This window comes from Cognatundibacterium crateris (genome assembly GCF_010078235.1).
Taxonomy (GTDB): Bacteria; Pseudomonadota; Gammaproteobacteria; order Burkholderiales; family Burkholderiaceae_D; genus Undibacterium; species Undibacterium crateris.
Map to the genome: position 1 here is coordinate 239859 of NZ_JAABOS010000002.1, position 23425 is coordinate 263283.

Annotated in this window: 18 protein-coding genes; 9 read left to right on the top strand and 9 right to left on the bottom strand. The window is 52.3% G+C overall.

Annotated features, from left to right (window positions below):
* Positions 1-622: 622 nt before the first annotated feature.
* Together EYB48_RS04285 and EYB48_RS04290 are read right to left on the bottom strand one after the other, a co-directional pair.
* Positions 623-3031: a TonB-dependent receptor plug domain-containing protein gene (locus EYB48_RS04285; RefSeq protein ID WP_162019075.1), complete on the bottom strand. Its 2409-nt coding sequence runs from the start codon at positions 3029-3031 to the stop codon at positions 623-625.
* A 160-nt stretch (positions 3032-3191) separates the two neighbouring features.
* Positions 3192-4157, bottom strand: a complete 966-nt coding sequence (locus tag EYB48_RS04290) for an alpha/beta fold hydrolase (protein WP_162019076.1) — start codon at positions 4155-4157, stop codon at positions 3192-3194.
* Between the two features lie 251 nt (positions 4158-4408).
* Here EYB48_RS04290 and EYB48_RS04295 point away from each other — a divergent pair, with 251 nt between their 5' ends.
* The 3 genes from EYB48_RS04295 to EYB48_RS04305 all read left to right on the top strand — a co-directional run bounded on the left by EYB48_RS04295 (position 4409) and on the right by EYB48_RS04305 (position 6512).
* Positions 4409-4843, top strand: a complete 435-nt coding sequence (locus tag EYB48_RS04295; protein WP_162019077.1) for a GyrI-like domain-containing protein — start codon at positions 4409-4411, stop codon at positions 4841-4843.
* 61 nt (positions 4844-4904) lie between these two features.
* Entirely contained in the window at positions 4905-5759 is an 855-nt protein-coding gene (locus tag EYB48_RS04300) for an AraC family transcriptional regulator (RefSeq protein ID WP_162019078.1), read from the top strand.
* Between the two features lie 162 nt (positions 5760-5921).
* Positions 5922-6512, top strand: coding sequence for a hypothetical protein (locus EYB48_RS04305; RefSeq protein ID WP_162019079.1), 591 nt, complete (start codon positions 5922-5924; stop codon positions 6510-6512).
* On the opposite strand, the gene EYB48_RS04310 is transcribed toward EYB48_RS04305, so the two are convergent.
* Positions 6509-6739: a DUF4124 domain-containing protein gene (locus EYB48_RS04310; protein ID WP_162019080.1), complete on the bottom strand. Its 231-nt coding sequence runs from the start codon at positions 6737-6739 to the stop codon at positions 6509-6511. The two genes, EYB48_RS04305 and EYB48_RS04310, sit on opposite strands and share 4 nt — an antisense overlap.
* Before the next feature lie 95 nt (positions 6740-6834).
* Positions 6835-8130 carry an acetyl-CoA hydrolase/transferase family protein gene (locus EYB48_RS04315; protein ID WP_408058259.1) on the bottom strand — a complete coding sequence of 432 codons (1296 nt, stop codon included), beginning with the start codon at positions 8128-8130 and terminating at the stop codon, positions 6835-6837.
* 231 nt (positions 8131-8361) lie between these two features.
* Here EYB48_RS04315 and EYB48_RS04320 point away from each other — a divergent pair, with 231 nt between their 5' ends.
* On the top strand, positions 8362-8973 hold the full coding sequence (locus tag EYB48_RS04320; RefSeq protein WP_162019082.1) for a glutathione S-transferase family protein: 612 nt from the start codon (positions 8362-8364) through the stop codon (positions 8971-8973).
* 59 nt (positions 8974-9032) lie between these two features.
* Here EYB48_RS04320 and EYB48_RS04325 read toward each other — a convergent pair whose 3' ends face one another.
* From EYB48_RS04325 to EYB48_RS04335, 3 genes are all read right to left on the bottom strand, one after another.
* Positions 9033-9419 carry a DUF423 domain-containing protein gene (locus EYB48_RS04325; RefSeq protein ID WP_162019083.1) on the bottom strand — a complete coding sequence of 129 codons (387 nt, stop codon included), beginning with the start codon at positions 9417-9419 and terminating at the stop codon, positions 9033-9035.
* Positions 9416-10888 carry a peptide MFS transporter gene (locus EYB48_RS04330; protein ID WP_202927667.1) on the bottom strand — a complete coding sequence of 491 codons (1473 nt, stop codon included), beginning with the start codon at positions 10886-10888 and terminating at the stop codon, positions 9416-9418. The genes EYB48_RS04325 and EYB48_RS04330 overlap by 4 nt, the downstream gene beginning before the upstream one ends.
* A 242-nt stretch (positions 10889-11130) precedes the next feature.
* Positions 11131-14712: an indolepyruvate ferredoxin oxidoreductase family protein gene (locus EYB48_RS04335; protein ID WP_162019084.1), complete on the bottom strand. Its 3582-nt coding sequence runs from the start codon at positions 14710-14712 to the stop codon at positions 11131-11133.
* Positions 14713-15022: 310 nt separating this feature from the next.
* Here EYB48_RS04335 and EYB48_RS04340 point away from each other — a divergent pair, with 310 nt between their 5' ends.
* A complete protein-coding gene (locus tag EYB48_RS04340; RefSeq protein WP_162019085.1) occupies positions 15023-17338 on the top strand; it encodes a methyl-accepting chemotaxis protein in 2316 nt (771 codons plus the stop codon).
* 75 nt (positions 17339-17413) lie between these two features.
* On the opposite strand, the gene EYB48_RS04345 is transcribed toward EYB48_RS04340, so the two are convergent.
* The gene (locus EYB48_RS04345; protein ID WP_235934904.1) at positions 17414-17884 is read right to left on the bottom strand and encodes a porin family protein; all 471 of its coding nucleotides are present in this window, start codon (positions 17882-17884) and stop codon (positions 17414-17416) included.
* 204 nt (positions 17885-18088) lie between these two features.
* Between EYB48_RS04345 and dapF the strand changes: the two genes are divergently transcribed.
* The 3 genes from dapF to EYB48_RS04360 are packed head-to-tail and all read left to right on the top strand — an operon-like array spanning position 18089 to position 20591.
* Positions 18089-18940: a diaminopimelate epimerase gene (gene dapF / locus EYB48_RS04350; protein ID WP_162019087.1), complete on the top strand. Its 852-nt coding sequence runs from the start codon at positions 18089-18091 to the stop codon at positions 18938-18940.
* A 46-nt stretch (positions 18941-18986) separates the two neighbouring features.
* Positions 18987-19646 (top strand): DUF484 family protein, encoded by a 660-nt coding sequence (locus EYB48_RS04355; RefSeq protein ID WP_162019088.1) that lies wholly within the window; start codon positions 18987-18989, stop codon positions 19644-19646.
* A 6-nt stretch (positions 19647-19652) separates the two neighbouring features.
* Positions 19653-20591 (top strand): tyrosine recombinase XerC, encoded by a 939-nt coding sequence (locus tag EYB48_RS04360; protein ID WP_162019089.1) that lies wholly within the window; start codon positions 19653-19655, stop codon positions 20589-20591.
* Positions 20592-20698: 107 nt separating this feature from the next.
* Here EYB48_RS04360 and EYB48_RS04365 read toward each other — a convergent pair whose 3' ends face one another.
* On the bottom strand, positions 20699-22666 hold the full coding sequence (locus tag EYB48_RS04365) for a PhoX family protein (protein ID WP_162019090.1): 1968 nt from the start codon (positions 22664-22666) through the stop codon (positions 20699-20701).
* Between the two features lie 253 nt (positions 22667-22919).
* Here EYB48_RS04365 and EYB48_RS04370 point away from each other — a divergent pair, with 253 nt between their 5' ends.
* Positions 22920-23387 (top strand): Fur family transcriptional regulator, encoded by a 468-nt coding sequence (locus EYB48_RS04370; protein ID WP_162019091.1) that lies wholly within the window; start codon positions 22920-22922, stop codon positions 23385-23387.
* Positions 23388-23425 lie beyond the last annotated feature (38 nt).

Consider the following 23425-nt stretch of genomic DNA (forward strand, 5'->3'; position numbering starts at 1 on the left):
TGCACGGCCCCTCTGGTCGAAATAATGGCAATCAATTGCCAGCTATAAACACATTAAGTCAAGGCGAGATAAAGCCAGAATCCATACTGTGCGCAACGAACTGCCTGTCGGTTAAAAATCTCACCCTGATAGAAAAAACTCAGCATGTTGTAAATTTGTATGAAAATTCAGACCAGGCAGGCAATGCTTAGCAAGACAATCGTGGTCGCCATCCATCGTTTTTCCTGCGCTATGCCTTGCCGGGCGAGGTATATCATTCCCTGTACATCGCTGTATGAGAGAAGAAACTGAGTATGCCTTGCTGTCCTGACGGTGCCATCCAGATTTGCACGACGAGCCTAGGGCGCCCGACGGTAAGAAACAGATCACAAATGTATTAAGCCACAGAAAGTAAGAGCTGAACTAACGGATATGTGTCGCTTTAGGGCGAGAAGTAAGAGACATGAGCCGGACTCCATTGATGTGCGATAAACGGAGTCACATTTGCAAATGCATATGTAATTCAATATAAATTTACTGTTTGTCGAAAATTTTTTTAATTTAATTAATTATTTTATGTCTCGGAGCAGTAACGTAAAAAAAGCCGCATCAGCGGCTTTTTTTAGGGTGTGGCGGTGAAAGCTTACCAGGCGTAGCTGGCTTTGGCGTACAGATAACGGCCATTGAAACCATACGGAGAGAAGGTGCTGTAAGCTAGTGTGCCACCGGTGTTCAGGTTGCCGTTAGAAGTCACTTTGTCCGGATATTTATCGTTCAGATTATCGATACCAGCGCTGAGTTTCCAGCGGCCGCTACGATAACTGATGGCGATATCGGCGACGATATTGGCGCTATAAGTCTGATCCAGCGCAGGATTATTTTGCGGTGAAACAAAGCTGCCATAACGTGTGACCTGAGTGTGCAGGTTCCAGGCACCGCTTGCATAGTCAGCACTCAGGCTGAGCTTGTCTTTCGGGCTGCTCAGGGTGGCACGTTCTATGGTTTGCTTATCGATCAAAGTCAGATTGTTTTGCGTCAGAATATCGGGGTTGGCAGCGACTCCGCTGACGCTGGTCGTGTTGCGGTTATAGCCCAGAGTCAGGCCGAGTGTGTCTTTATCCGCCAGCTGCCATTGGTAGGTGCCAACTACATCCACACCACGGGTGCGGGTATCAAAGGCATTCGCAAAATACCGTGCGGCGCCGACCAGTACGCCCTGCTTCGCCAGCAAGGATTGCAGGCTGGCGGGTAACACCAGATTGCCCGAGTACAGGATGCGTTTATCGATATCGATCTGATAGGCATCCACACTCAGCGAAGCCTGGCGCACTGGTTGCCACACCGTACCCAGGCTCAGATTACGTGAAGTTTCGGCTTGCAGTGGCTTCGCACCCAGCGCCTTGGCTGCCGCAGTAGCGACACCAAACGTACCGGTATCCACCAGTTGCGAGCTGCCGTTAATGGTGATCAGATTGGTGGTGGAAATCGTGTAATTCTGCTGCGCCAGTGAAGGTGCGCGGAAGCCGTTAGAGATGGCGGCACGGAAAGCCAGTTCCGGCACCACGACATAGCGCGCCGATAATTTGCCCGAAGTCACATTGCCAAAATCACTGTAGTTTTCATGACGGACTGCCACCGAGGCGCTGAGCTGACGCGAAATTTCTGCTTCCAGATTCGCATAAAAAGACAGGTTATGGCGCTGGAAACTACCTGCATTCGAAGGCTGGAAACCAGAAAAGCCCTGAGCGCCGCTACCGCTGTAGGAATTCACTTCACCGGCGGAAATCGCATACTGATCACGCCGGTATTCAGCGCCCAGCGCCAGCGTGGCCGGATTCGACAAGCCGGGAATATCCAGCTCAGTGGCTGCGTCCAGATTCAGCAGAGTCTGGGTATTTTTCAACTTGCCGGCATAAAAACTGGTCGGGCTGGCGGCACCTAAACTCAGGTTGGCGCTATTGTTTACATCCAGGCTGAAGCTGTTGCTGCCGCTATTGAGGCTGGTATCCCAGCGCCAGCCTGCGGTCTTGCCTTTCAAACCTAATACGGCCGACAAGTCTTCATTATTAGCCGCCAGATTCGGCAAAAATCCTTGCGGATATAAAGGTGAGCGCAGTGTGGTACCGCTGCTGTACGCAGTGCGCCAGGTAGCGGCGGCATCGGTCTTGCGCTGGCTGTATTGCAGGAAGCCATATAACTCCAGATCGTCACTTAATGCCAGACCGGCATTCACGCCGAACTGGATTTGCCCGAGATCAGGGTCACCCTGTTTCTGATTCACGCGGCCATACAAGGGCTCAAGCGGATTACGCAAATCGGGCCCGGCGCGGTTGGTATCACCCTGATGCTTTTGTTCCACAGTCCAGCGTGCCCAGCCCTTATCACCCAGCTGAGTGCCAAAGTTAGCGCTGATACTGCGCTGATTGCCATCGCCCTGACTGGTACGTCCGCCACCGAGCTGGATTTCACCGCCTTCCGCGCCTTTTTTGAGAATGATATTAATCACGCCCGCAATCGCATCCGAGCCGTATTGCGCAGCAGCGCCATCACGCAATACTTCTACCCGCTCAATCGCCGATACCGGGATAGTATTCAGATCAGCCGGTGCCGAACCACGTCCGGCTGTGCCATTCACATTCACTACCGCTGTGGTATGCCAGCGTTTGCCATTGACCAGCACCAAGGTCTGATCCGGTGACAAACCGCGCAGCTGAGCCGGACGGTTAGAAGAGGTACCGTCAGCCACCGCTGGACGCGGAAAATTCAGTGAAGGCAAGAGTTTAGTGAGTGCGGTTCCCAGTTCCAGGCTACCGGTATTCTGCAAATCTTTATTGCTCAGTACATCAATCGGCGCTTCGGAGTCGGACACGGTGCGTTTGACGCTGCGGGTACCGGTCACAATCACCTGTGCTGCATCGCTGTCTGCGCTGACCTGAGCGAAGGCTGCCGGGCTCAGGCCTGTGATAAACAGCGTCGCAATCAGGCTCGATAACTGCAAGCGGGAAAATGGGATGGCGTCGCTTGTGACGCGGATCGTTGTATTGGGCTTCATCTGTGCTTTCTGCTGAAATATAAGTATGGAATCTGTGTTGCCATGCGCTTCAAGGCATGAGGGATAACAGATCATACGGGCACAGATGCGGTGTGCAAACGACCTTATTTTTATGTCGACATAGTTAAAAGATATAAGCTGCTGCGCATACACCAGGTGTTCAGCGCGTGTCACGTGCCAGAAAAATTCGGGCTGCGGCAGCGGTCACGAATGGCGCTTCTTCTTGCGGCACATGGCCCAGTTCATCAAACATGATAAGTCTGGACTGCGCGATATCACGTGCGAACCAGGCTGCATTTTCAGGCGGTATCAGTTTATCTTTGCCGCCCCAGAGTATCAGCGTGGGCACATGGATACGCTGAATATCGGCTGCATTTTCACCCAGATTCAGGGTGCGAATACGCTTGCGTAAAGCGGCACGGTTACCGGCACGTACGGTCATCGCACGGTAACGCGCCAGCAGTGCCGGGCTGACTTTTTCCGGATTCCCGTACACATCCTTGACACTCTCTTCCAGCATGGAAGCGGGTAAGGTGTGATCCATGAACCAGGATAAAATCGGTATCCGCGCAATTTGGAAACCAGCAGGAATTGAAAGTGGCTTAAACGCATAGCCCGCAGCATCCACCAGTATCAGTTTATCGACGCGCTGAGGTGCCGCCACCGCCACGTTCCAGGCGATTTCGCCACCCAGTGAATTGCCAGCCAGGACCGCTTTACGGATATGTAACTGATCCATCAGGTCCAGTATAAAACGGGTATAGACGGCGTTGCTGTAATCCTGCTCCGCATTCGGCCCGGTCAAACCAAAGCCGGGTAAATCCATGCTGATCACGCGCCGGTCTTTTTTCAAGATACTGACCCAGCCTTCCCAGGTATGCAGACTGGATGAGGTGCCGTGTATCAACAAGACCGGCACAGGGTCATCGGCCACGCCTTCATCACGGATATGTACCGATAAGCCATTCACGTCGATAAAGCGTGAAGGTGGAGGTGCCCATTGCTGTGTCAGGTCCTGCAACGGACGGTCAGGCGCCCAGTTCCAGGCAATACCAGCCATCACACACAGCGCAAATACAGCAGCAATACCTGCCATCACAACGGGCAAACGAAAACGAACACTCATGCAACTTACTTTCAGGGAAACAGGCCAGAACTGGCAGCGGCTGCTATTTTCCCATGCTATTCACACAGGAAACAGTGCCCATAGCAAAAAACTCCGCAAGATTTGTGAAATGATGGCGTGCTATGCTTTTTTTACGCAGTGTTGATTCAGCCAGAAGAACTGGTAAGTCCTTAGCAGTACGCTGCAACCACAAGCATCCAGGCTTAGTCGCAGACTACGCCGGATAACATCAAAAAACGGAGTGCAGAACAATGAAACAACAACAGATAGCAGGATTTTATGTCAGTGGCGCCTGTGTCCGCACCAGCAACGCGGCCGAGACTGGCCCTGGTGGCCGCATCCCGGGCTTATGGGGCAGCTTCTTTGCCAGCCAGCCCGACCTCAGCCAACGAATGTACGGCGTATATTCGCATTATGAATCGGACCTGCATGGCGAATTCAATGTCACAGCAGGCGTCAAAGCTGGTGCAGATACGCAGCCTGGGGTTCAGATACAAAGCGGCAGCTATCTGGCGTTTCCAGCCCAAGGTGCCATGCCGGACGCGATTATCCAGACATGGCAAACAATATGGGAACACTTTGCGCACCAGCACGAGTATGAGCGCGCCTATGGCACTGATTTTGAAGAATATCTGGGGCCTGAATCTGGCATGATTTACATAGGTATCAAACCGCGCAGCCTGTGACAACTGACAGCGCCATGATCCAATATCCAATGCCCCTGCAAACAAAGAAGAGCCGCATTCCATGACATCGATCAGTCCGCTGCAGCAAAGTTACGAACGCCGATTAGCGCGCGTGACTACCTATCTGCATGAACATCTGGATCAGCCTTTAGATCTGCAACAACTGGCTGATCTGGCCTGCATGTCGGTCTATCACTGGCACAGGATTTATCAGGGTGTGCATGGTGAAAGTGTGATTGCCACGGTCAAACGTCTGCGTCTGCAAAAGGCAGCTGCCTTGCTATTGCGCAGCGACCTGCGCATCAGCCAGATCGCGGCACAGGTTGGTTATCCGAATCTGCAATCCTTTACCCGGACTTTTTCACAGAGTTACGGTTTGCCACCCGCCCGCTTTCGTCAACAAGGAGTGACCATGACTTTACCGACTACCGCGCCCGAGCTCGCCGCTTATCCGGTCAGTATCCGTGAAATCGACGCCATCCCGGTTTTACAGCTGGCGCATCGTGGCAGCTATATGGGCATCAGCCAGTCCTTTGATCTGCTCAACAGCCATGCGGGTGCTCGCGGCTGGATGAATGCGGAAACGCGCTGGCTGGGGATTTTCCTGGACGATCCGGTGGTGACGCCGGAAGCAGAGCTGCGCTCTTTCGCCTGCATTTCCCTGCCATCTGGTTGGCAAGATGCGGTGGAAGCCCCTTTTACGCAGCAGCGTCTGGCGGCCGGTAAATATGCGGTATTGCGTTATCAGGGGCCGTACTCCGCCATGCAAGCGGTCTACCAATGGTTCTGTGGCCAGTGGCTGCCCGCCTCGGGATTGGAAGCGGCTGATGCGCCGCCATTTGAAGATTACCTGAACAATCCACGCTGCACGGCACCAGCCGATTTACTGACCGACATCTACCTGCCTTTACGCTGAGCCTGATACCTGCGCTCTGAGGCTTGCGGCTAAGTTCCCAGGCACTCAGACATGGCACTCACACCTTGTCATGTTTGATGCGGTTAACTTACATTTTCTTACTTGATGCCTGCTGCTGAACGCAGCTATCTTTGCGCCTTTCAGCGCAAAGTCTCCGTCTCCATGCATGCCGTTTTACGCAAAAACCAATTTTTTGTTCAGCAACAGCTGGGTTTGCTGGAGATGGGCAAGCATTTTGACATCTTTGATCCGCTGACTCAGCAACCGATTATTGAATGCAGAGAATTAGAACACAGGCATTTCACGCGGCTGCTACGCATCCTGAACTGGGAAGTATTGCGTCCTCTGCATGCGGAACTGCGTACACCGGAAGGCAAGCGTGTACTGCGTTTGCAGAAATGCTTTTCCTTACTGGCAGTCAAAATTGCGATTTACGATGGCAATGGCGGACTGGTTGGGTATTGCCAGCGCATGCGCCAGCGAACTGGCAGTTTTCGCATCCTGGATCCGGATGAGCGTTTTATCGGGGAACTGCACAGCGACCAGGAGAATTTTTTGTATCGCTTTATGCAGAATGGCCAGGAACTGGCCTGTGTGTCGGATCATCCTTGGTCACTGCCTAAGGAATTACGCAATCACCACCATGCCTATCTGCTGGAATTAAATCCCGGGCTGGCACCAGAGTCGCCCTTGCGTTTACTGATACTGGCGGCGCTGCTGGCACGTCAGATGCATAGCGCGAACCCGGCTTAAGGCTTCTGCGGCGATGGCGTTGAGACTGGCTGAGGCGTGTATTTACCAGCGGCCGGGTTCTTGTGCTCGCCCGATCCCAGCGGCTTGACCTTGACCACTTTACTATTGCTGCCACAAGGCTTGTCTGACCAGGTGACTTTGCCACCTGATTCACATTTGAACACTGGCGTCTGTGCCTGAGCCACAGCAGCCAGCATCAACACGCTGCATACGACTATATTTTTCATTTTCTGCCTTTAGATTCACGCTGATCAATCGCGCCTGTACGTACAGGCAGCACCGGTGCGATTGTGCCTGAATTTGCTTTATTTTGTAGCTTTTTTTACAGCAATTGCAGATGGCGCGCCTGATCGCGCAACTCTGGACGGAAGTCAGGATGAGCAATGGCGATCATTTCCAATACACGCTGACGCGCTGATTTACCTCTGAGCTGGGCCACACCGTATTCACTGACCACGTAATTGATATCGTTTTTGCCGGTCGTGACATGCGTACCCGGTGTCAAGGTTGGCACGATACGGCTGATGCTGTCATTTTTAGCAGTAGATGGCAGCACGATAAAAGCTTTTCCACCGCGTGAGCGGTTCGCTGCGCGCACAAAATCGACCTGACCTCCGGTACCGGAATAAGGCAGATGTCCCAGACTTTCCGAGCCACATTGCCCCAGCAAATCGATTTGCAGCGTCGCATTAATCGCCACCAATTGATCATTTTTTGCGGCCAGATACGGGTCATTGGTAAAGTCGACCGGATGCATTTCCAGCGCAGGATTCTGATGCATGTAGTCGTACAGTTTGCGCGAACCCAGCGCGAAGGTTGCCACCGTTTTTCCGGGCAAATAATTCTTACGGCGATTAGTGACCGCACCGCTTTCTATCAGCTTCAAAATGCCATCGCCTATCATTTCGGTATGGATGCCCAGGTCTTTTTTCTGTACCAGCTGCATGACCACGGCATCGGGAATTCCGCCATAACCGATTTGTAAAGTCGAGCCATCTTCTATCATCTCCGCCACATACTGACCTATGGCTTGCTGCACCGTACCGATCACCGGCAAGCCGACTTCCGTGACAGGCTCTGTGCTTTCAATCAGGCGCGTCACCTGGGAAATATGGACATGGCAGTTGCCGTAAGCGAAAGGCACATTAGGATTGACTTCCAGCACGACTGCGCGCGCTTTCGCGATCCCAGCCATGGTGTAATCGGCCGCCAGACTCAGCGAGAAATAGCCTTCTTCATTCATGGGTGAAGCCATTGCGAATACCACATCGACCGGCATCAGCCCGCGCTCTATCAACATCGGCATTTCAGAAAAATAACTGGGAATAAAATCGATCTGCCCGGCCTGTCCGCCCGGACGCGAAGCAGCACCAAAAAAGTAAGCCACATGCCTTACATGCTGCTCGGTGGCGGGATCGAAATAGCCGTATTTGCGTACCGCTAATATCTGCGCCACACGGATATTCTGAAAATGGCGTCGCTGTTCTGACAGGGCAGTCAGTAAGGCTGGCGGCTCACCCACACCGGTCGGTACCACGATCCAGTCACCATTGTGTATGACCTGTAAAGCCTCTTCCGGCATGCAATGCTTTTCTGTGTACTGCTGCTGTACTGACAACATAGCTCCTCCTGATTTTATGGGTATTGGATATGATTAGATATGCTATGCCGCATCGGGATATGGCGCAGTCAGTTCAACGACATTTCTGCACTGGCTTTGTTGTATCGCAAGCGCGGCTGTGCAGTTTGCGTCTGGCGCGACAATAAAAGAAAAAATGTTTGCCGCTCAGCAAGCATTGCGCTTTATGTGCATAATACAAATCCTGTCTGACCGAACCGGAGACCACCCATGATAGAAGTCCATCACCTGAAACAATCCCGCTCACGCCGCATTACCTGGATGCTGGAAGAACTGGGCCTGGATTACCTCGTCATCAGCTATGACCGTGACCCAACAACCCGGCTGGCACCTCCTGAACTGAAGCAAATACATCCACTCGGCAAAGCGCCCGTGCTGGCGGATCAGGGCCTGGTGCTGATTGAATCCGGTGCGATACTGGAATATCTGATCAATACCTATGGCCGCGCCCAGTTTGCACCACCAGCCGGTACCCCGGACTACTATCGCTATCTGCAATTCATGCACTATGCAGAAGGCTCCGCCATGCTGCCACTGCTGCTCAACCTGTATGTAGGCCGTCTGGGCGAAGCCGGCACCCCTTTGCATCCGCGCATACACAGCGAAATCGCGAATCACTTTGGTTATTTGAATGCGGAACTGCAAGGACGTGATTTCTTTGTCGGCGATCATCTGACCGGTGCCGACATCCAATTGTCGTTTGCGATCCAGTCAGTGGTGCGTACCGTGGGCAAGGACAAATTCCCGAATCTGACCCGCTTCACCGAGCTGATCGAGGCGCGACCTGCCTATCAGCGTGCGGTGGCAAAAAACGGCGAGTAAAGCGCTATATCTGCAATACTTGTGAAATACATATAAAAAAACCGGCCTGGCCGGTTTTTTTATTCATCAGAAGTCTGCTGCCAGGCGCTGATTGCCAGCAGCAACCAGCCAGCCAGAAATGCCACCCCACCCAAAGGCGTGACCGCACCGAGCCAGCGTATTCCCGTCAGGGCCAGTACATATAAACTACCGCTGAACAGGAATATGCCGATGACGAAGGCGGTCGCCACCAGCGCCAGCCGTTTTGCCTGCGGCCATTGCGGCATCAGTATGCCGACTGCCAGCAACCCCAGTCCATGCACCATCTGATAATGCACTGCCGTCTGCCAGATAGCCAGCATCTCTGTGCTTAACACTGCCTTCAGACCGTGCGCACCAAATGCACCGGCCGCCACCGCGATCAGCATACTGAACGCTGCAGCTGTAATGACGATGCGCGGCTTCATACTGACCTCGGTTCGCTGGCGTTACTGATCAGCTTACGCAGGAAAGGAATCACTACCACCATCAACACGCCTACGCCTACACTGCCCCAGCCCAGCATAGAGAAGATATGATGGTAAGTCGGATTAGTCGCCACCGCCATGCCTTCGCCAGCCTCAGGAATCAGACCGGAGAAATAACTGGCCAGTATCGACGCGGTACCGGTGGTCAGCATCCAGGTTCCCATCATCACGCCCTGATAACGGGCTGGTGCGAGCTTACCTATCATGGCATAACCAACAGGGGAAATCAGTAACTCGGCGATACTCTGTAACAGGTAGCTGATGAAGATCCATTTGAAAGCGACCATGCCGTTTTGGGCAGCAAATGTAATCCCCAGCGGTAACACCAGAAAGCCTATGCCGATCAGGATCAGCGAAGTCGAGAACTGTGCGGGCACATCCACATTCCAGCCTTTTTTACGCAGTGACTGGAAAAACATCGCCATCAAAGGGCCACCGACCATAATCACAAAGCTGTTGATATTCTGTATCCACTGCGGCGCGACTTCGACGCCCCATACCATGCGGTCCACATTATTGACAGCGAACAGTTGTAAACCCATCGGTGCCATCTGATACAAGGTCCAGAATACCAGCGAACCCAGCGTCAGCAACAGGTAGGCAATCATATTGCGCTGCTCGCGCTTATCCTCATGCTTGAGCGTCAGATACAGCATGATGAGACCTATCATAATGCTGATAATCAGCACCAGATTACCGGTCAGCTCGGCTTTATGCAGCATGAAATAAATCACCGGCACCAGACCGACCAGCACTGCCAGACCGACCAGCAGACGTTTATTGAATTCCTCTTTACCGGCTTCCAGCAAAGGCGTGTTCAGATCTTTCAGACGCCGCCAGTTCGCCAGCGCCAGCACGATCGCCATGAAATTGCCTACGGTCGCAAAAATAAACAGGCCAGAATAATTTTCCTGCAACTGGAAATGTCCGGCTGCGGTAAAGCCGACAAAAAAACCCAGATTCATGCCCGCATAATTCCACAAAAACGCGCTTTCACGTCTGTCGTCCTCAGGCTTGAAGCGTTGTGTGAGCATCATATTGATACAGGTCACATTCAAGCCGCTGCCGGTCAGGAATAAGCCCAGCCCCCAGTACAACTGCTCTGCACTACCCAGAGAAATGCAGCCACAACCCAGCACCTGCAGCAGCATGCCGCCGACAAACAGGTTGCGGTTACTGATGAAGCGGCCGCCCAGATAACCGCCAAACAAGTGCAAGCCATAATTGAAGGCGCCAAACACGCCCATGATGGCAGTCGCATCCTTGACGCTGAAACTGAGTTTTTTGGTCGCATATAAGACCAGCGTCGAATACAGAACGGCAAAACCCAGCGTTGCGAAAATCTGGATAAAAAATAAGGCTGCCGAACCTTCCGGTATGGATGCTTGTTTAAATTTGGCGATAGACAAGTTGGTCTCCTGAAAATGTCTTTGCGTACGCGTGTCAGCCCGCGCTATAGCTGCGCAGCATTGTAAAGCACGGCGGCGGCCATGCGTGGTACGCGTACAGGCTTTTTATATTTCTTATTTGGTGGCTGGTCAGCTGACATGGATAAAAAAAGGTCAGCATAGCTGACCTTTTCATATTTTGATGCTGAACACAGAGTCTGATACGCGCGTCCGGGAGGTGTTCATCCCGGACACCCTAAGAATCAGGCTGCGCGCTGTTGCTGCCCGGCGCTGTGAAACTCAGCCAGCAAGCCCGCTTCTTTGTTTTTCGCTGCCACCAGATGACGTTCCTTCACATGACCGTATCCACGGATATCTTCCGGTATCGCAGCGATCGCCACCGCTTTGGCCAGATTATCGGCATTCAGCAATGGCAGCAACTGCATAATGGTTTGACGGTACGCGACTGGCAATTCACGTTCTGTGCGACGCTCTTCGGTATAGCCGAACACATCCAGCTTGGTGCCACGTAAAGACTTCATACTGGCCAGTACACCAAACATTTTCATCATCCATGGACCATATTGTTTCTTGAGCAGATTACCTTTGGCATCACGCTTGGCAAGCATCGGTGGCGCCAGATGGAAGTGAATCTGATAATCACCTTCAAACATGTCAGCGACTTTTTTCTGGAATTTGCCATCGGTGTACAGACGGGCGACTTCGTATTCGTCTTTGTACGCCATCAGCTTGAACAGATATTTCGCTACCGCTTCAGTCAAACGCAATGGCGCACCTGCCACGACTTTTTCTTCCGCCGCTTTGACCTGCTCAACAAAGTTTTTGTACATTGCTGCGTAGTCGGCATTCTGATAATCGGTCAGGAAGGCCAGGCGTTTTTCTATGACTTCATTCAGCGTAGGCTGACGTTTGATTTCCACCACTTGCGCTGGTGTCGCCAGACGTTTAACGGCCGCCAGATCGTGCGCGGCCAGACGTCCCCAGTTGAATGCCTGTTTATTGAAATCGATAGAAACGCCATTGAGTTCGATGGCACGCATCAGCGCGACTTCTTCCAGCGGCACCCAGCCTTTTTGCCAGGCATAACCGAGGATGAACATATTGGTCGCAATGTTATCGCCCATCAAGGCCGTCGCAATCGAAGCTGCATCGATCAGATCCACACGATCAGCACCGCAGGCTTTGCGGATATCGTTTTCTGCCGATTCGCCCGGGAACTGCCAGTTAGGATTTTTAATGAAGGTCGAAGTCGGTGTACCATTCGCATTGATGGCGGCAAAAGTACGGCCCTCACCCATGCGTGACAAGGCATCCTTACCGGCTGTCACGATCAGGTCGCAACCGATGACCAGATCCGCCATACCGGTGCCAACCCGGGTCGACTGAATATCACTGGCTTTATCTGCCAGACGCACATGGGACATCACCGCGCCACCTTTTTGCGCCAGCCCTGTCATGTCCAGCACGGAACAGGCTTTGCCTTGCAAATGCGCGGCCATCGCCATGATCTGACCGATCGTGATAACACCGGTACCACCCACACCTGTCACCAGCACGCCAAACGGTGTGGCGGTCGATGGCAGTGCCGGATACGGCAGGGTCTTCACATCCAGCGCGTTGCCCGCTTCAATTTTCAGCTTGGCCGGCTTCTTGAGCTTGCCACCTTCCACCGTCACAAAACTAGGGCAAAAGCCATTCACGCAAGAGAAATCCTTGTTGCAGGATGACTGGTTGATCTGACGCTTACGGCCGAATTCGGTTTCCAAAGGCTCGACTGACAAGCAGTTAGACTGTACTGAGCAATCGCCGCAACCTTCGCATACCGCTTCATTGATGACGGCACGTTTGGCCGGGTCAGGGAAACCAGGCTTGCCATCTTTGTCGATTTTTTTGCGGCGACGGCGTTTTTCGGAAGCGCAGGTCTGATCGTAAATCATGGCTGAAACGCCCTTGCATTCACGCAGTTCGCGCTGTACCGCATCGAGTTCTGAACGGTGACGCACCGTCACACCGGCCGCCCACGGATAACCCGCCGGATATTTTTCCGGTTCATCGGTGACCACGATAATCGGGTTCACACCTTCCGCCGCGATCTGACGCGAGATCATGCCCGGGTCCAGCGGGCCATCGAATTCCTGGCCACCAGTCATGGCGACTGCATCATTGAACAGGATTTTATAAGTGATGTTCACATCGCCGGATACCGCAGCGCGGATCGCCAGCAAACCGGAGTGATAGTAAGTTCCGTCACCCAGATTACAGAACACGTGCTTTTCATTGGTGAACGGCGCTGCGCCTACCCAGGTCACGCCTTCGCCACCCATGTGGGTGAAAGTAGAGGTTTCTCTGTCCATCCAGGTCACCATGTAATGGCAACCGATACCAGCCAGCGCGCGGCTGCCTTCCGGTACACGGGTCGAGGTATTGTGCGGACAACCGGAACAGAAATGCGGTACGCGGTCCTTCATAGGATCAGGCTTGCCGACATTCGCCAGCGCCGCTTCTTTGGCTTCCAGGAAGGCAACGCGCTTCTTGACGCTTTGTTCAACCGGATGACCGGCGAAGTAGCGGGTGACGCGCGAAGCAATCGCACGTGCAATCTGCGCCGGGCTCAGTTCATAGGTTGCTGGCAGCAGCCATTCGCCATGGCCAGAACCATGCAGATTGCTCCATTCGCCGCTGTCATCAAATTTGCCGACTACGCGTGGGCGAACTTCATCGGCCCAGTTATACAATTCTTCTTTGAGTGCATACTCCAAAATCTGGCGCTTTTCTTCGACCACCAGAATTTCTTCCAGACCCTGAGCAAACTCACGCACACCCTCCGACTCGAGTGGCCAGGTCATGCCTATCTTGTACAGGCGGATGCCGATGTCTTTGGCGATTTGCTCATCGATGCCCAGATCCGCCAGCGCTTCGCGGGTGTCGAGATAAGATTTACCGGCAGTGATAATACCGATCTTGGCATGCGGGCTGTCCCAGATAATCTGGTTTAGTTTATTAGCGCGCGCATAGGCCAGCGCGGCATACCATTTATAGTTATTCATGCGGACTTCCTGCGCCAGCACAGGGTCCGGGGTACGGATATTGACGCCGTCAGCAGGCAATACAAAATCTTCAGGAATCACCGGTTGTACGCGGTCAGGATTGATTTCCACCACAGAGCCGGATTCCACGATATCGGTCACGCATTTCATCGAGACCCACAAACCGGTATAGCGCGACAAGGCGATACCGTGCAGACCGTAGTCCAGATATTCCTGTACGGTAGACGGATATAACACCGGTATGCCGCAAGCTTTCAGTATGTGCTCAGACTGATGCGCTGCAGTCGAGGATTTAGCGGCATGATCATCACCCGCCACCACCAATACACCACCATGCTTAGAGGTGCCTGCCAGATTCGCATGTTTGAACACGTCACCACAACGATCAACCCCCGGGCCCTTACCGTACCACATCGCAAATACGCCATCGTATTTCGCATCGGGGAACATATTGACCTGCTGCGTACCCCAGACCGAAGTAGCGGCCAGATCTTCATTCACACCAGGGTGAAATTTGACGTGATATTTGCCTAAATGTTTTTTCGCTTTGGCTGCGGTCAGATCGACATTTCCTAGCGGTGAACCGCGATAACCACTGATAAAGCCGGCGGTATTCAAACCCGCTTTTTCATCCGCCTGACGTTGCAGCATCATCAGGCGTATCAGGGCCTGCGTGCCCGTCATGAACGCGTGTCCGCGCTCCAGTGTGTATTTGTCGTCCAGGGAAATAGAATTGTCGATCAGCGCCTGCTGCTCGGCTTGGTGGGGTGCGTTCATGGGGTCTCCGTGCTTTTATATATTTAGTGGCGAATGGTCTTCGCCCTGCTGCAGAATCACCTTGTGGGTGCATCATATCCTGTTCAGTCCGGGCGCACATTAACATGCTGTTTGCACCATCCCCATGTACAGGTACCCAGAAAATGACCAGTACAGTATGACTGACACTTTCATAAAGTGTACTGGCTTGCTACCCTGAGGAAATTGCTTAAATTTCAGGCATGTTGTTTTTTATCACTATGCGCATTTCCCCATTGAAATATGTAACAATTAGCAACCCGCGCTACTCTGTACACAACAGGAGGATTTGATGTCCACGCTGTTACGTCGTCTACTCGCACCCGCCGCATTACTGATGAGCCATCTCAGCCTGCGTGTGAAATTACTGGGCATGTTCGCCATTCTGATCATCCCTATATTCGGCCTCAGCCTGTTCATATTGGGTAAAATCAATGCCGAACTCAGTGTGGCAGAAAACGAACACATGGGCGTCGCAGTAAGCCGTCATATCATGACGCTGGTGATACAAACCCAAAAGCACCGTGGCCAGGTGAATTTGAAATTCGCCGCTGAACCCGTCGACGATGCGCTGAGTGCCACCCGCTCGCAACTCTCTGACAGCCTGAAAATCATTAGTCAGGACGTCAGCCAGCATCCGGATTGGAGTCTGGATAAAGACTGGGCCGTATTGCAAGCTGAACTGACCCGGCTCGCCAACGGCCAGATCGCCGCAACTGCGGCTGACAGCATCCGTCAGCACAATGCCTTAGTCAGCCGTATTCTGGAATTTTCCACGCTGCTCGCTGAGCAAAGCGGTTTGCTGCTCGATCCCGCCGCCAATACCTATTTTCTGATGGATGCGACGATCTTAAAAATCCCGGTCTGGACCGAGCATCTGGCCTTGTTGCGTGGTTTAGGTGCGGGCTATATCCGTACTGGCAAAATGGAATTCATTGATAAAGCGGGAATCTACTCACGTATCGATGCACTGCGCGCAGCGATGAAGGCACTCTCCAGTTTGGAAGGGCCGTTGCAACGTTCGGGAGAAACCATACTGAGCTCGCGCAAAGACGCATTTGAAGCGAGTGAGTCCTTTATTGCACTGGCGACCAAATTGCTGCTGGCAGACGAAGTGAGTGGCGATGCCAAAACCTACTTTGCACAAGGTACTAAGACCATAGAACTGGCATTGGCACTACAGGAAAAGCTGGAAGACCGGCTGACTGGCTTACTGAGCGAGCGTGTCAGCGATTTGCAATTCAGTCGCAATATCATCGTGATCACGACCATATTGAGTTTTATCGCTGCGATCTACGTGCTGATGGCATTCTATAGTGGCTTTATGGCGGCATTACGGGCACTCGATATCTCAGCGCAGGCAGTTGCATCCGGCGATTTGACCCGGCGCATACATATCGATGGCGCAGATGAATTGGCGCTTACCGGCGGTAAGCTGGAAAGCATGAATGATCAGTTATCCGCACTGGTAGCAAATGTGCGCAGCAATTCCTGTATGGTCAGCCAGTTAGGTGAAGATCTGGCCTCAGGCATTAGCGAGCTATCTGCACGCACTGAACAGCAGGCTTCCAGCCTCGAACAAACCTCTGCCAGCGTAGAAGATCTGGCTGATACCGTCAGAAAAAATGCCGACAGTGCAACCGCGGTCGATCAGCTCGCCTCAAAAGTTCAGGCCATCGCCGAATCCAGCGGCGGCACTATGCAGGAAGCGGTCGTTTCCATGCAAGGCATACAGAGCAGCGCATTAAAAGTGCAGGACATCATCAGCATCATCGATGGCATCGCATTCCAGACCAATATCCTCGCACTCAATGCGGCAGTCGAAGCGGCCAGAGCAGGCGAACAGGGACGCGGTTTTGCGGTGGTCGCATCAGAAGTACGCGGCCTGGCCCAACGCAGTGCCGATTCTTCACGCCAGATCCGGCAACTGATAGAAGAATCGGTCCATCAGGTCAAACATGGCGTAGCACAAATCAATCAGGTCAATCAAACCCTGACAGATATCGTGACCGGCATCCGCGAGCTGGCCAGCAATATCAACGTGATTTCTGTCGCCTCCGTCGAGCAAAGTAATGGGCTGGCCCAGATTTCAGAAGCCTTGCATCATCTCGATGAAATCACGCAAAGCAATGGTCAGATGGCTGATCATGCCAAGTTTAATGCGATGGAACTGGAAGAGCGGGCCGGCTTGCTGGCCAGGTCAGTATCCACTTTTAAACTACGTCAGGGCACTGCCGATGAAGCACTGAAAATGGTGAAAATTGCGGTCGCCTTATATCGTGACAAATCCCAGGCGGCCTTGTCACTGATTACCGCCAACCAGCAACAACAGTTTGCCGATCGCGATATGTATGTGTTTGCGTTTGACCGCCAGGGTCAGTACCGCGCATTTGGAGGTAACGCTGAAAAACTGAAGGTCAATTTATTCAATGTCCCCGGATTAAACGGACGCCAATTAGTACAGGATGCGTTTGCCTTGCCCGCCAAAGGCGGCTGGGTAGACTACAGCATCCTCAATCCACTGACTCAGAAAGTCGAGCACAAAAGCTCTTACATCGAAAGAGTCAGCGAAGAACTGGTGATAGGCTGTGGTGTTTATAAACACTGAACTCGACTTAAAATAAAAAACGGCTACTGAATACAGTAGCCGTTTCTGACAAAACTCAGACTGAAGAACTGACGCTTAGAATGCGTAAGTTACGCCAGCGCTGAAGTTTTTAGTGTCGCTGCCTGGTTTTTGGAATTCCAGACGTGCACCGATGTTCGCTGTGAACTGGTACTGAACGCCAACACCATATAAAGCGCTGGAAACGGATGAATCACCTTTAACGGTGTTATAACCCAAGCGACCAAATACTTGGAATTCTTTGCTGACTGGAACGATACCCAGAACAGAGATCATAGCTTGGTTTAAGTCAGTTGATTTGGAACCAGACTCTGCCTTGAATAAATGACGATAAGCCACTTCAGCAGCAACGTTTTCGCTGAATTTGTAACCAGCCAAAGCACCGTAGCTAGTTTTGTTACCGGACAAGCCGTCAATAGTTGTAGAACCAACATCAGCGCCAACGTAAACAGCATTTGCTGTCTGAGCTTGAGCGGAGATAGACAGCACTGCGATAGCAGCTGCAATACTCAATTTTTTCAACATCATGTATCCTTTTATTGTAAATAACATAATCATTTAAAATGACCGGTGCGCATTTTACAACTAAAGATTGACTTAAGTCATAGTTTTTAACATTTCTGTTGTTTTATCAGCAGCGGTGAGCATATCCGGTTTTGCTGCCGCCATATGTAGGCAGGAATTGCAAAGCTGCTTACCGTTCAGTACAGTTTCACGCGATATAATGAACGCATGAAACTCAAATTCACCAAAATGCATGGCGCAGGAAATGACTTTGTCGTCATCGATGCCATCAGTCAATCCATACAACTGAGCCCCGATCAGTACCGCCGCATAGGCGACCGACGTTTTGGCATCGGTGCTGATCAGATCCTGGTGGTCGAGGCCAGCATCGCGCCTGACGTCGATTTTCGCTATCGTATTTTTAATGCCGATGGCGGAGAAGTTGAGCAGTGCGGTAACGGCTCGCGCGCTTTTGTACGCTTTGTCACAGACAAGAAACTGACTGACAAATCCAGCATACGTGTAGAAACCATGTCCGGTGTGATAGAACCACGCCTGGAAGCCGATGGCAGCATCACCGTGGATATGGGCGCACCTGTACTTGAACCAGCCAGGGTCCCGGCTGACGTCAATGGCTTAGTCGCCACGCCGCAGGGTGATGATCAGTTATGGCCGTTGCAAATAAACGGCAAGACCACGCTGTTCTCGCTGGTATCGATGGGAAATCCGCATGCAGTGCAGGTGGTGGACGATATCGACAGTGCGCCGGTCAGTCAGGATGGCCCGCTAATTGAAAACCATGAACGCTTCCCGAACCGTATCAATGCCGGTTTCATGCAAATCGTTAACCGCCATCATATCCGGCTGCGCGTATTTGAACGTGGTGCAGGTGAGACGCTGGCTTGTGGCACCGGTGCCTGTGCTGCAGTCGTCGCCGGTATCCGGCGCGGCCTGCTGGATAGCCCGGTGCAGGTCTCGGCGCGCGGCGGCGAACTGTCGATTGCCTGGGCCGGACCTGAACAAGCGGTCATGCTCAGTGGCCCTGCCGTGACGGTATTTGAAGGCGAAATTAATCTATAAGACGGCAGACTTTTGCCTGTCGCAACTCTGTGTATAGCTATAGCCCATGAATTCAACTGATATCGCAACCTATCTTATCCAGCATCCGCAATTTTTCGAAGAACATGCTGAATTACTGAGTGCCATCAAACTGACCAGCCCGGTGATGGGTCGTGCCATCTCGCTGCAGGAAAGACAGATGGAAGTGGTGCGTGAAAAATACCGTACGCTGGAATTGAAATTGTCTGATCTGATGCGCAACGCTGAAGAGAATCACGATATCACCAGGAAATTCCAGCGCTGGACGCGGGAATTGCTGATGGCGCGCAATGACGTTGATCTGCCACATATTCTGACCCGAGGTCTGCAGGATATCTTCGATTTGCCGCATGCGACTTTACGTTTGTGGAATGTGGCACCGGAATTTGCCCATACCTGGTTTGCAGAATCCGTCAATGACGATGCACGCCTGTTCGCCAGAGGCCTGCAAGCTCCATTTTGCGGCGCGAATCAGGAATTTGAAGCAGCCAACTGGATAGAAAGCGACGCCGCTGTTAAATCCATCGCCATGCTGCCGCTGCGCACGCAGGCCGGTGCTGCGGTGTTTGGTTTGCTGGTATTGGGTTCTCCCGATCCGGCACGCTACACCAAAGAAATGGCAACGGATTTCCTGGTGCAGATTGCAGACACCACCAGCGCGGCACTGGCCTGCCTGATACAGCAGTAAGCTGCCATGAGCGAGGCTGAGTCTGCAGCAGATATCTCCGCTTATCTGGATATACTGCATAGTCAGCGCCGCTTGTCCGCGCACACTTTGAACAGTTACGCGCTCGACCTGAGGGAATTAGTTGCACTTGCTCAGCCACATTCTGTCGCCACGCTGACCACCACGCAATTACGCCGCATTTCGGCGAAATTGCATGGCAGCGGCCTGAATCCACGCAGCATTTCACGCAAACTGTCGAGTTGGCGTGGTTATTTTCAATGGCTGTGTGAACAACAGAAAATTACGGTCAATCCACTACAAGGCCTGCGTGCTCCCAAAAAAAACGCGCCGCTGCCCGAAGCACTGGGGCCGGATGATGCATCGCGCCTGGTGTCACAACAAAGCAGCGATAGTCCCACCGCATATGCCAACCGTGCCATGTTTGAATTGCTGTACTCCAGCGGTTTGCGTGTATCAGAGCTGGTCAGTCTGGATATTGAAGCTGTGCACGAAGGGAATTACCAGTCTGCAGCCTATGTCGATCTGGAGCAGGCAGAAGTGCATGTGACCGGCAAGGGAAATAAGCAGCGCATCGTACCGGTAGGCAGCCATGCGCTGACAGCGCTGCGTGCCTGGATTGCTGTGCGCGGTGCTTTATTAAAAGCCGATCCGCATCCCTTATTTCTGACCGAGCGCGGCACCCGTATGTCACCCCGCCTGGTACAGCTCAGAATCAAGGCGCATGCGCAGTCACTGGACATTCCTGCCAATGTGCATCCGCATATGCTCAGACATTCATTTGCGGCACACGTACTGCAATCATCAGGCGATATCCGCGCAGTACAGGAAATGCTTGGGCATAGTTCACTGGCTGCGACACAGGTGTATACCGCACTGGACTTTCAGCATTTGGCTAAAGTCTACGATCAGGCACACCCCAGAGCAAAAAAATCTTCCGGAACCTGAATGCAAAAAAAATGGGAAACTAAGTTCCCCATTTTTAAACTTAATTATCAAATTGAATCCGGAGCCAAGCTTTCAGGCTCCGGATTCAAAGCAATACCAAGATTTAATTATTTATTTAACTTCACACTGCCAATATCTGCAGTCAAATAACCAACCGCTGCGGCAAAGCGGTCTTTGTAGTTGGCACGTACCAATGGATCCAGCGTAGGCTGTACCACTTTGTGGATGCTACCCCAGTCACCCGGATGTTGGAAATTACTGGTGATGTAAGTCCAGCCATTCAGATCATCGACCACAGACAAACCGGTTGCTTCGGCACCAGCTGGCATCGACGCAACGCGTGACAACTGCTTGGTATCGACGTTATAGGCCCACAGGAAGTTATTGACGTGGTAGCTGCTGTCTTCACCAATAAACAGGGTACGCAGTTTTTCCGAGAATTTCAGATTGTCCGGCGCACCGATTTTATCCGGATTAGCTGTATTTCCCAGTGCATCCGCGGTGATGTCTTCACCGATCAGGAGGGTCTTGGTGACTGTCGCTACCCATTCGCTGTTGATTGCAGCACCTTTCGTGTCCTTCTGCGAACCAGCCAGGGTGTGCGCCAGAATACCACCCGCATTCAAGGCTTTGTCTATGGTCACGCCATGCGCCTCATTCCATGCTGCATTGCCACGCACCATAGAACTTTGCATGTTTTGCAGTGCGGAGTAAGCAATCTTGTCTTTCGCATTAACGGTAGTGCCTTCCATCTTAGTGAAAGCCATACTGCCGCCCATCAACGCTGCGTAGCGATGCGTTTCCAGGAACGCAGCCGCTTTTTCCATGCCAGCTTTCAGACGTACCCATTGTACTTTGCCACTGAAATTGATCTTAGTGAATGTCGCATCAGCCGGATCCGAGGTGCGCACATCCATGATATCCGTTGCCTTGACGGTCTGCGCCAATGCTTCGATTTCTGCACTGGTGGCGGAACCTAATTTAATCCAGCTCAGTGGCGCACCGGCAGCCGTCACATCCAATGAGAATCCGGCACCGACTTTTGCTACGTACAGGCTGCCGGAAGACAGATCTTTTTCCTTGTCTGCCACGAACATAAACAATGCACCGTTAGTCGCATCATCACCCATCAGTGCGGTGCGGTTATCCGGCATCACCTGTATCAACTCATGCGATATACGGCCCAGGCAGTAGTGCTTTTTGATGGTACCGGTACCATCCGGATTAACCGTCACTTCTGGCAAATGTCCGTAATTGTATGGATTGGCCTTAGTCGCGTCACCGTACAGATTGGTACTGTAGGCGCTGAACATAGTGTTGTTAGCGATGGTGAATGCGTCCGGCTCATATTCTTCACTCGACAGATGGGTGCCCCATGGAGACAGGCTGGAACCGCAAGTAATCCACAAACCATTCACTTTCGATGTATCTACATTGTGATACTTAACCAGGCTCAGCTTACCGGTCGTCTGATCCTGATCCAGTGTCAGTACTGCGATTGGGGATGGCAATGCACCGTACATATCGGTTTTTCCATCCTGTGCCCAGGTGGTGTACTCAAACTGCACCACTGCAAACACAGCCTTACCTTTGATACCAGTGACTGTAGGATTGGCAACGCTCAGCAAAGAAGTACCGTCTGGCGAATCTGAAAAGAACTGACGCTCTTTACCTGCGACAGTTTTGTCGATAATTGGCTTGTTATTGATATCGTAGTAGCCGCCTGCCAGTACATTACTGCCGGAAGTGCCAGGTACCATGTCACCAGTCAGGAAGAAAGGCTGGTAAGCCAGTTTGTAAGTCTGTACCGAGTTATCGCTGAACTTAACGTTCAATGCAGACGTTACGGTCGTCGTTGCCATCGCCGCGGCATTCGCCAGACTTGGCGCAGCCATAGGGGCAAACTCAGCGGATGCGAAAGTCGGCACCGGCACCACGGAGCCAGCAGGCAAATCGGTACCGCCGCCACAGGCAGTCAACAAAGAAGATGCAGATATGGCACCCAAAGGGAACAATGGGGCACCAGCGAGAAATTTTAATGCCTGGCGACGGCCAGCTTTCATTTGATCAGACATGATTCAACCCAAAAAAAGCACTCAAGCGTCAGAACGCGGTTAATAAAGAAATTGTCCAGATGTATGGAAATACGGATATCCGGAACAGGAGAAGTCGCGGCAGAGTATAAGAAGCCAATGTGACAAGTTCATGAATTGGCCAGGCTAGTTTTGTCATTTGAAGCTTGCGGGCAATAAGCGGACCACGTTCATTTTTGCAACTCAATTGCATTTTGAGGCATAATAAGCATCCTCTCAGAATTCGACCTGCACTATGAATCGTTCACCTCTCCAACTGGCGCAGCACCTGCTTGAAACAAGCGGCATCCGCAATACCGATGCGCGCCGCAATGTGCTGAGCATGCTGCTGGGCGCCAGCCGCGCCTTGACGCATTTAGAAGTACAGGAAGATTTTCCGGATATGGACAGGGTGACTTTGTACCGCACGCTGGACTGCCTGACCGAGGCGGGTCTGATCCATAAAATTTCCGGCGATGACCGCGTGTTCCGTTACAGCGCCAGCCATGAGGCACAGGTGCAAGGTGTGCAGCAACAGCATCAGCATGGACATTTCAAATGTACCCGTTGCACCCGTGTGTTCTGCCTGACCGGAACCGAGGCGCCACTTGCGGTACAAAAGCAATTGCAACATAGCCTGCAAGCCACGCTGGGCAGCGGCTTTCAGAGCCATGAAATTGAACTGACGATCAAGGGCTGGTGCGCTGCCTGTGCACAGACCTGATGAAACCATTCCTGAATCATTAAGCAAAAATTAAGCAG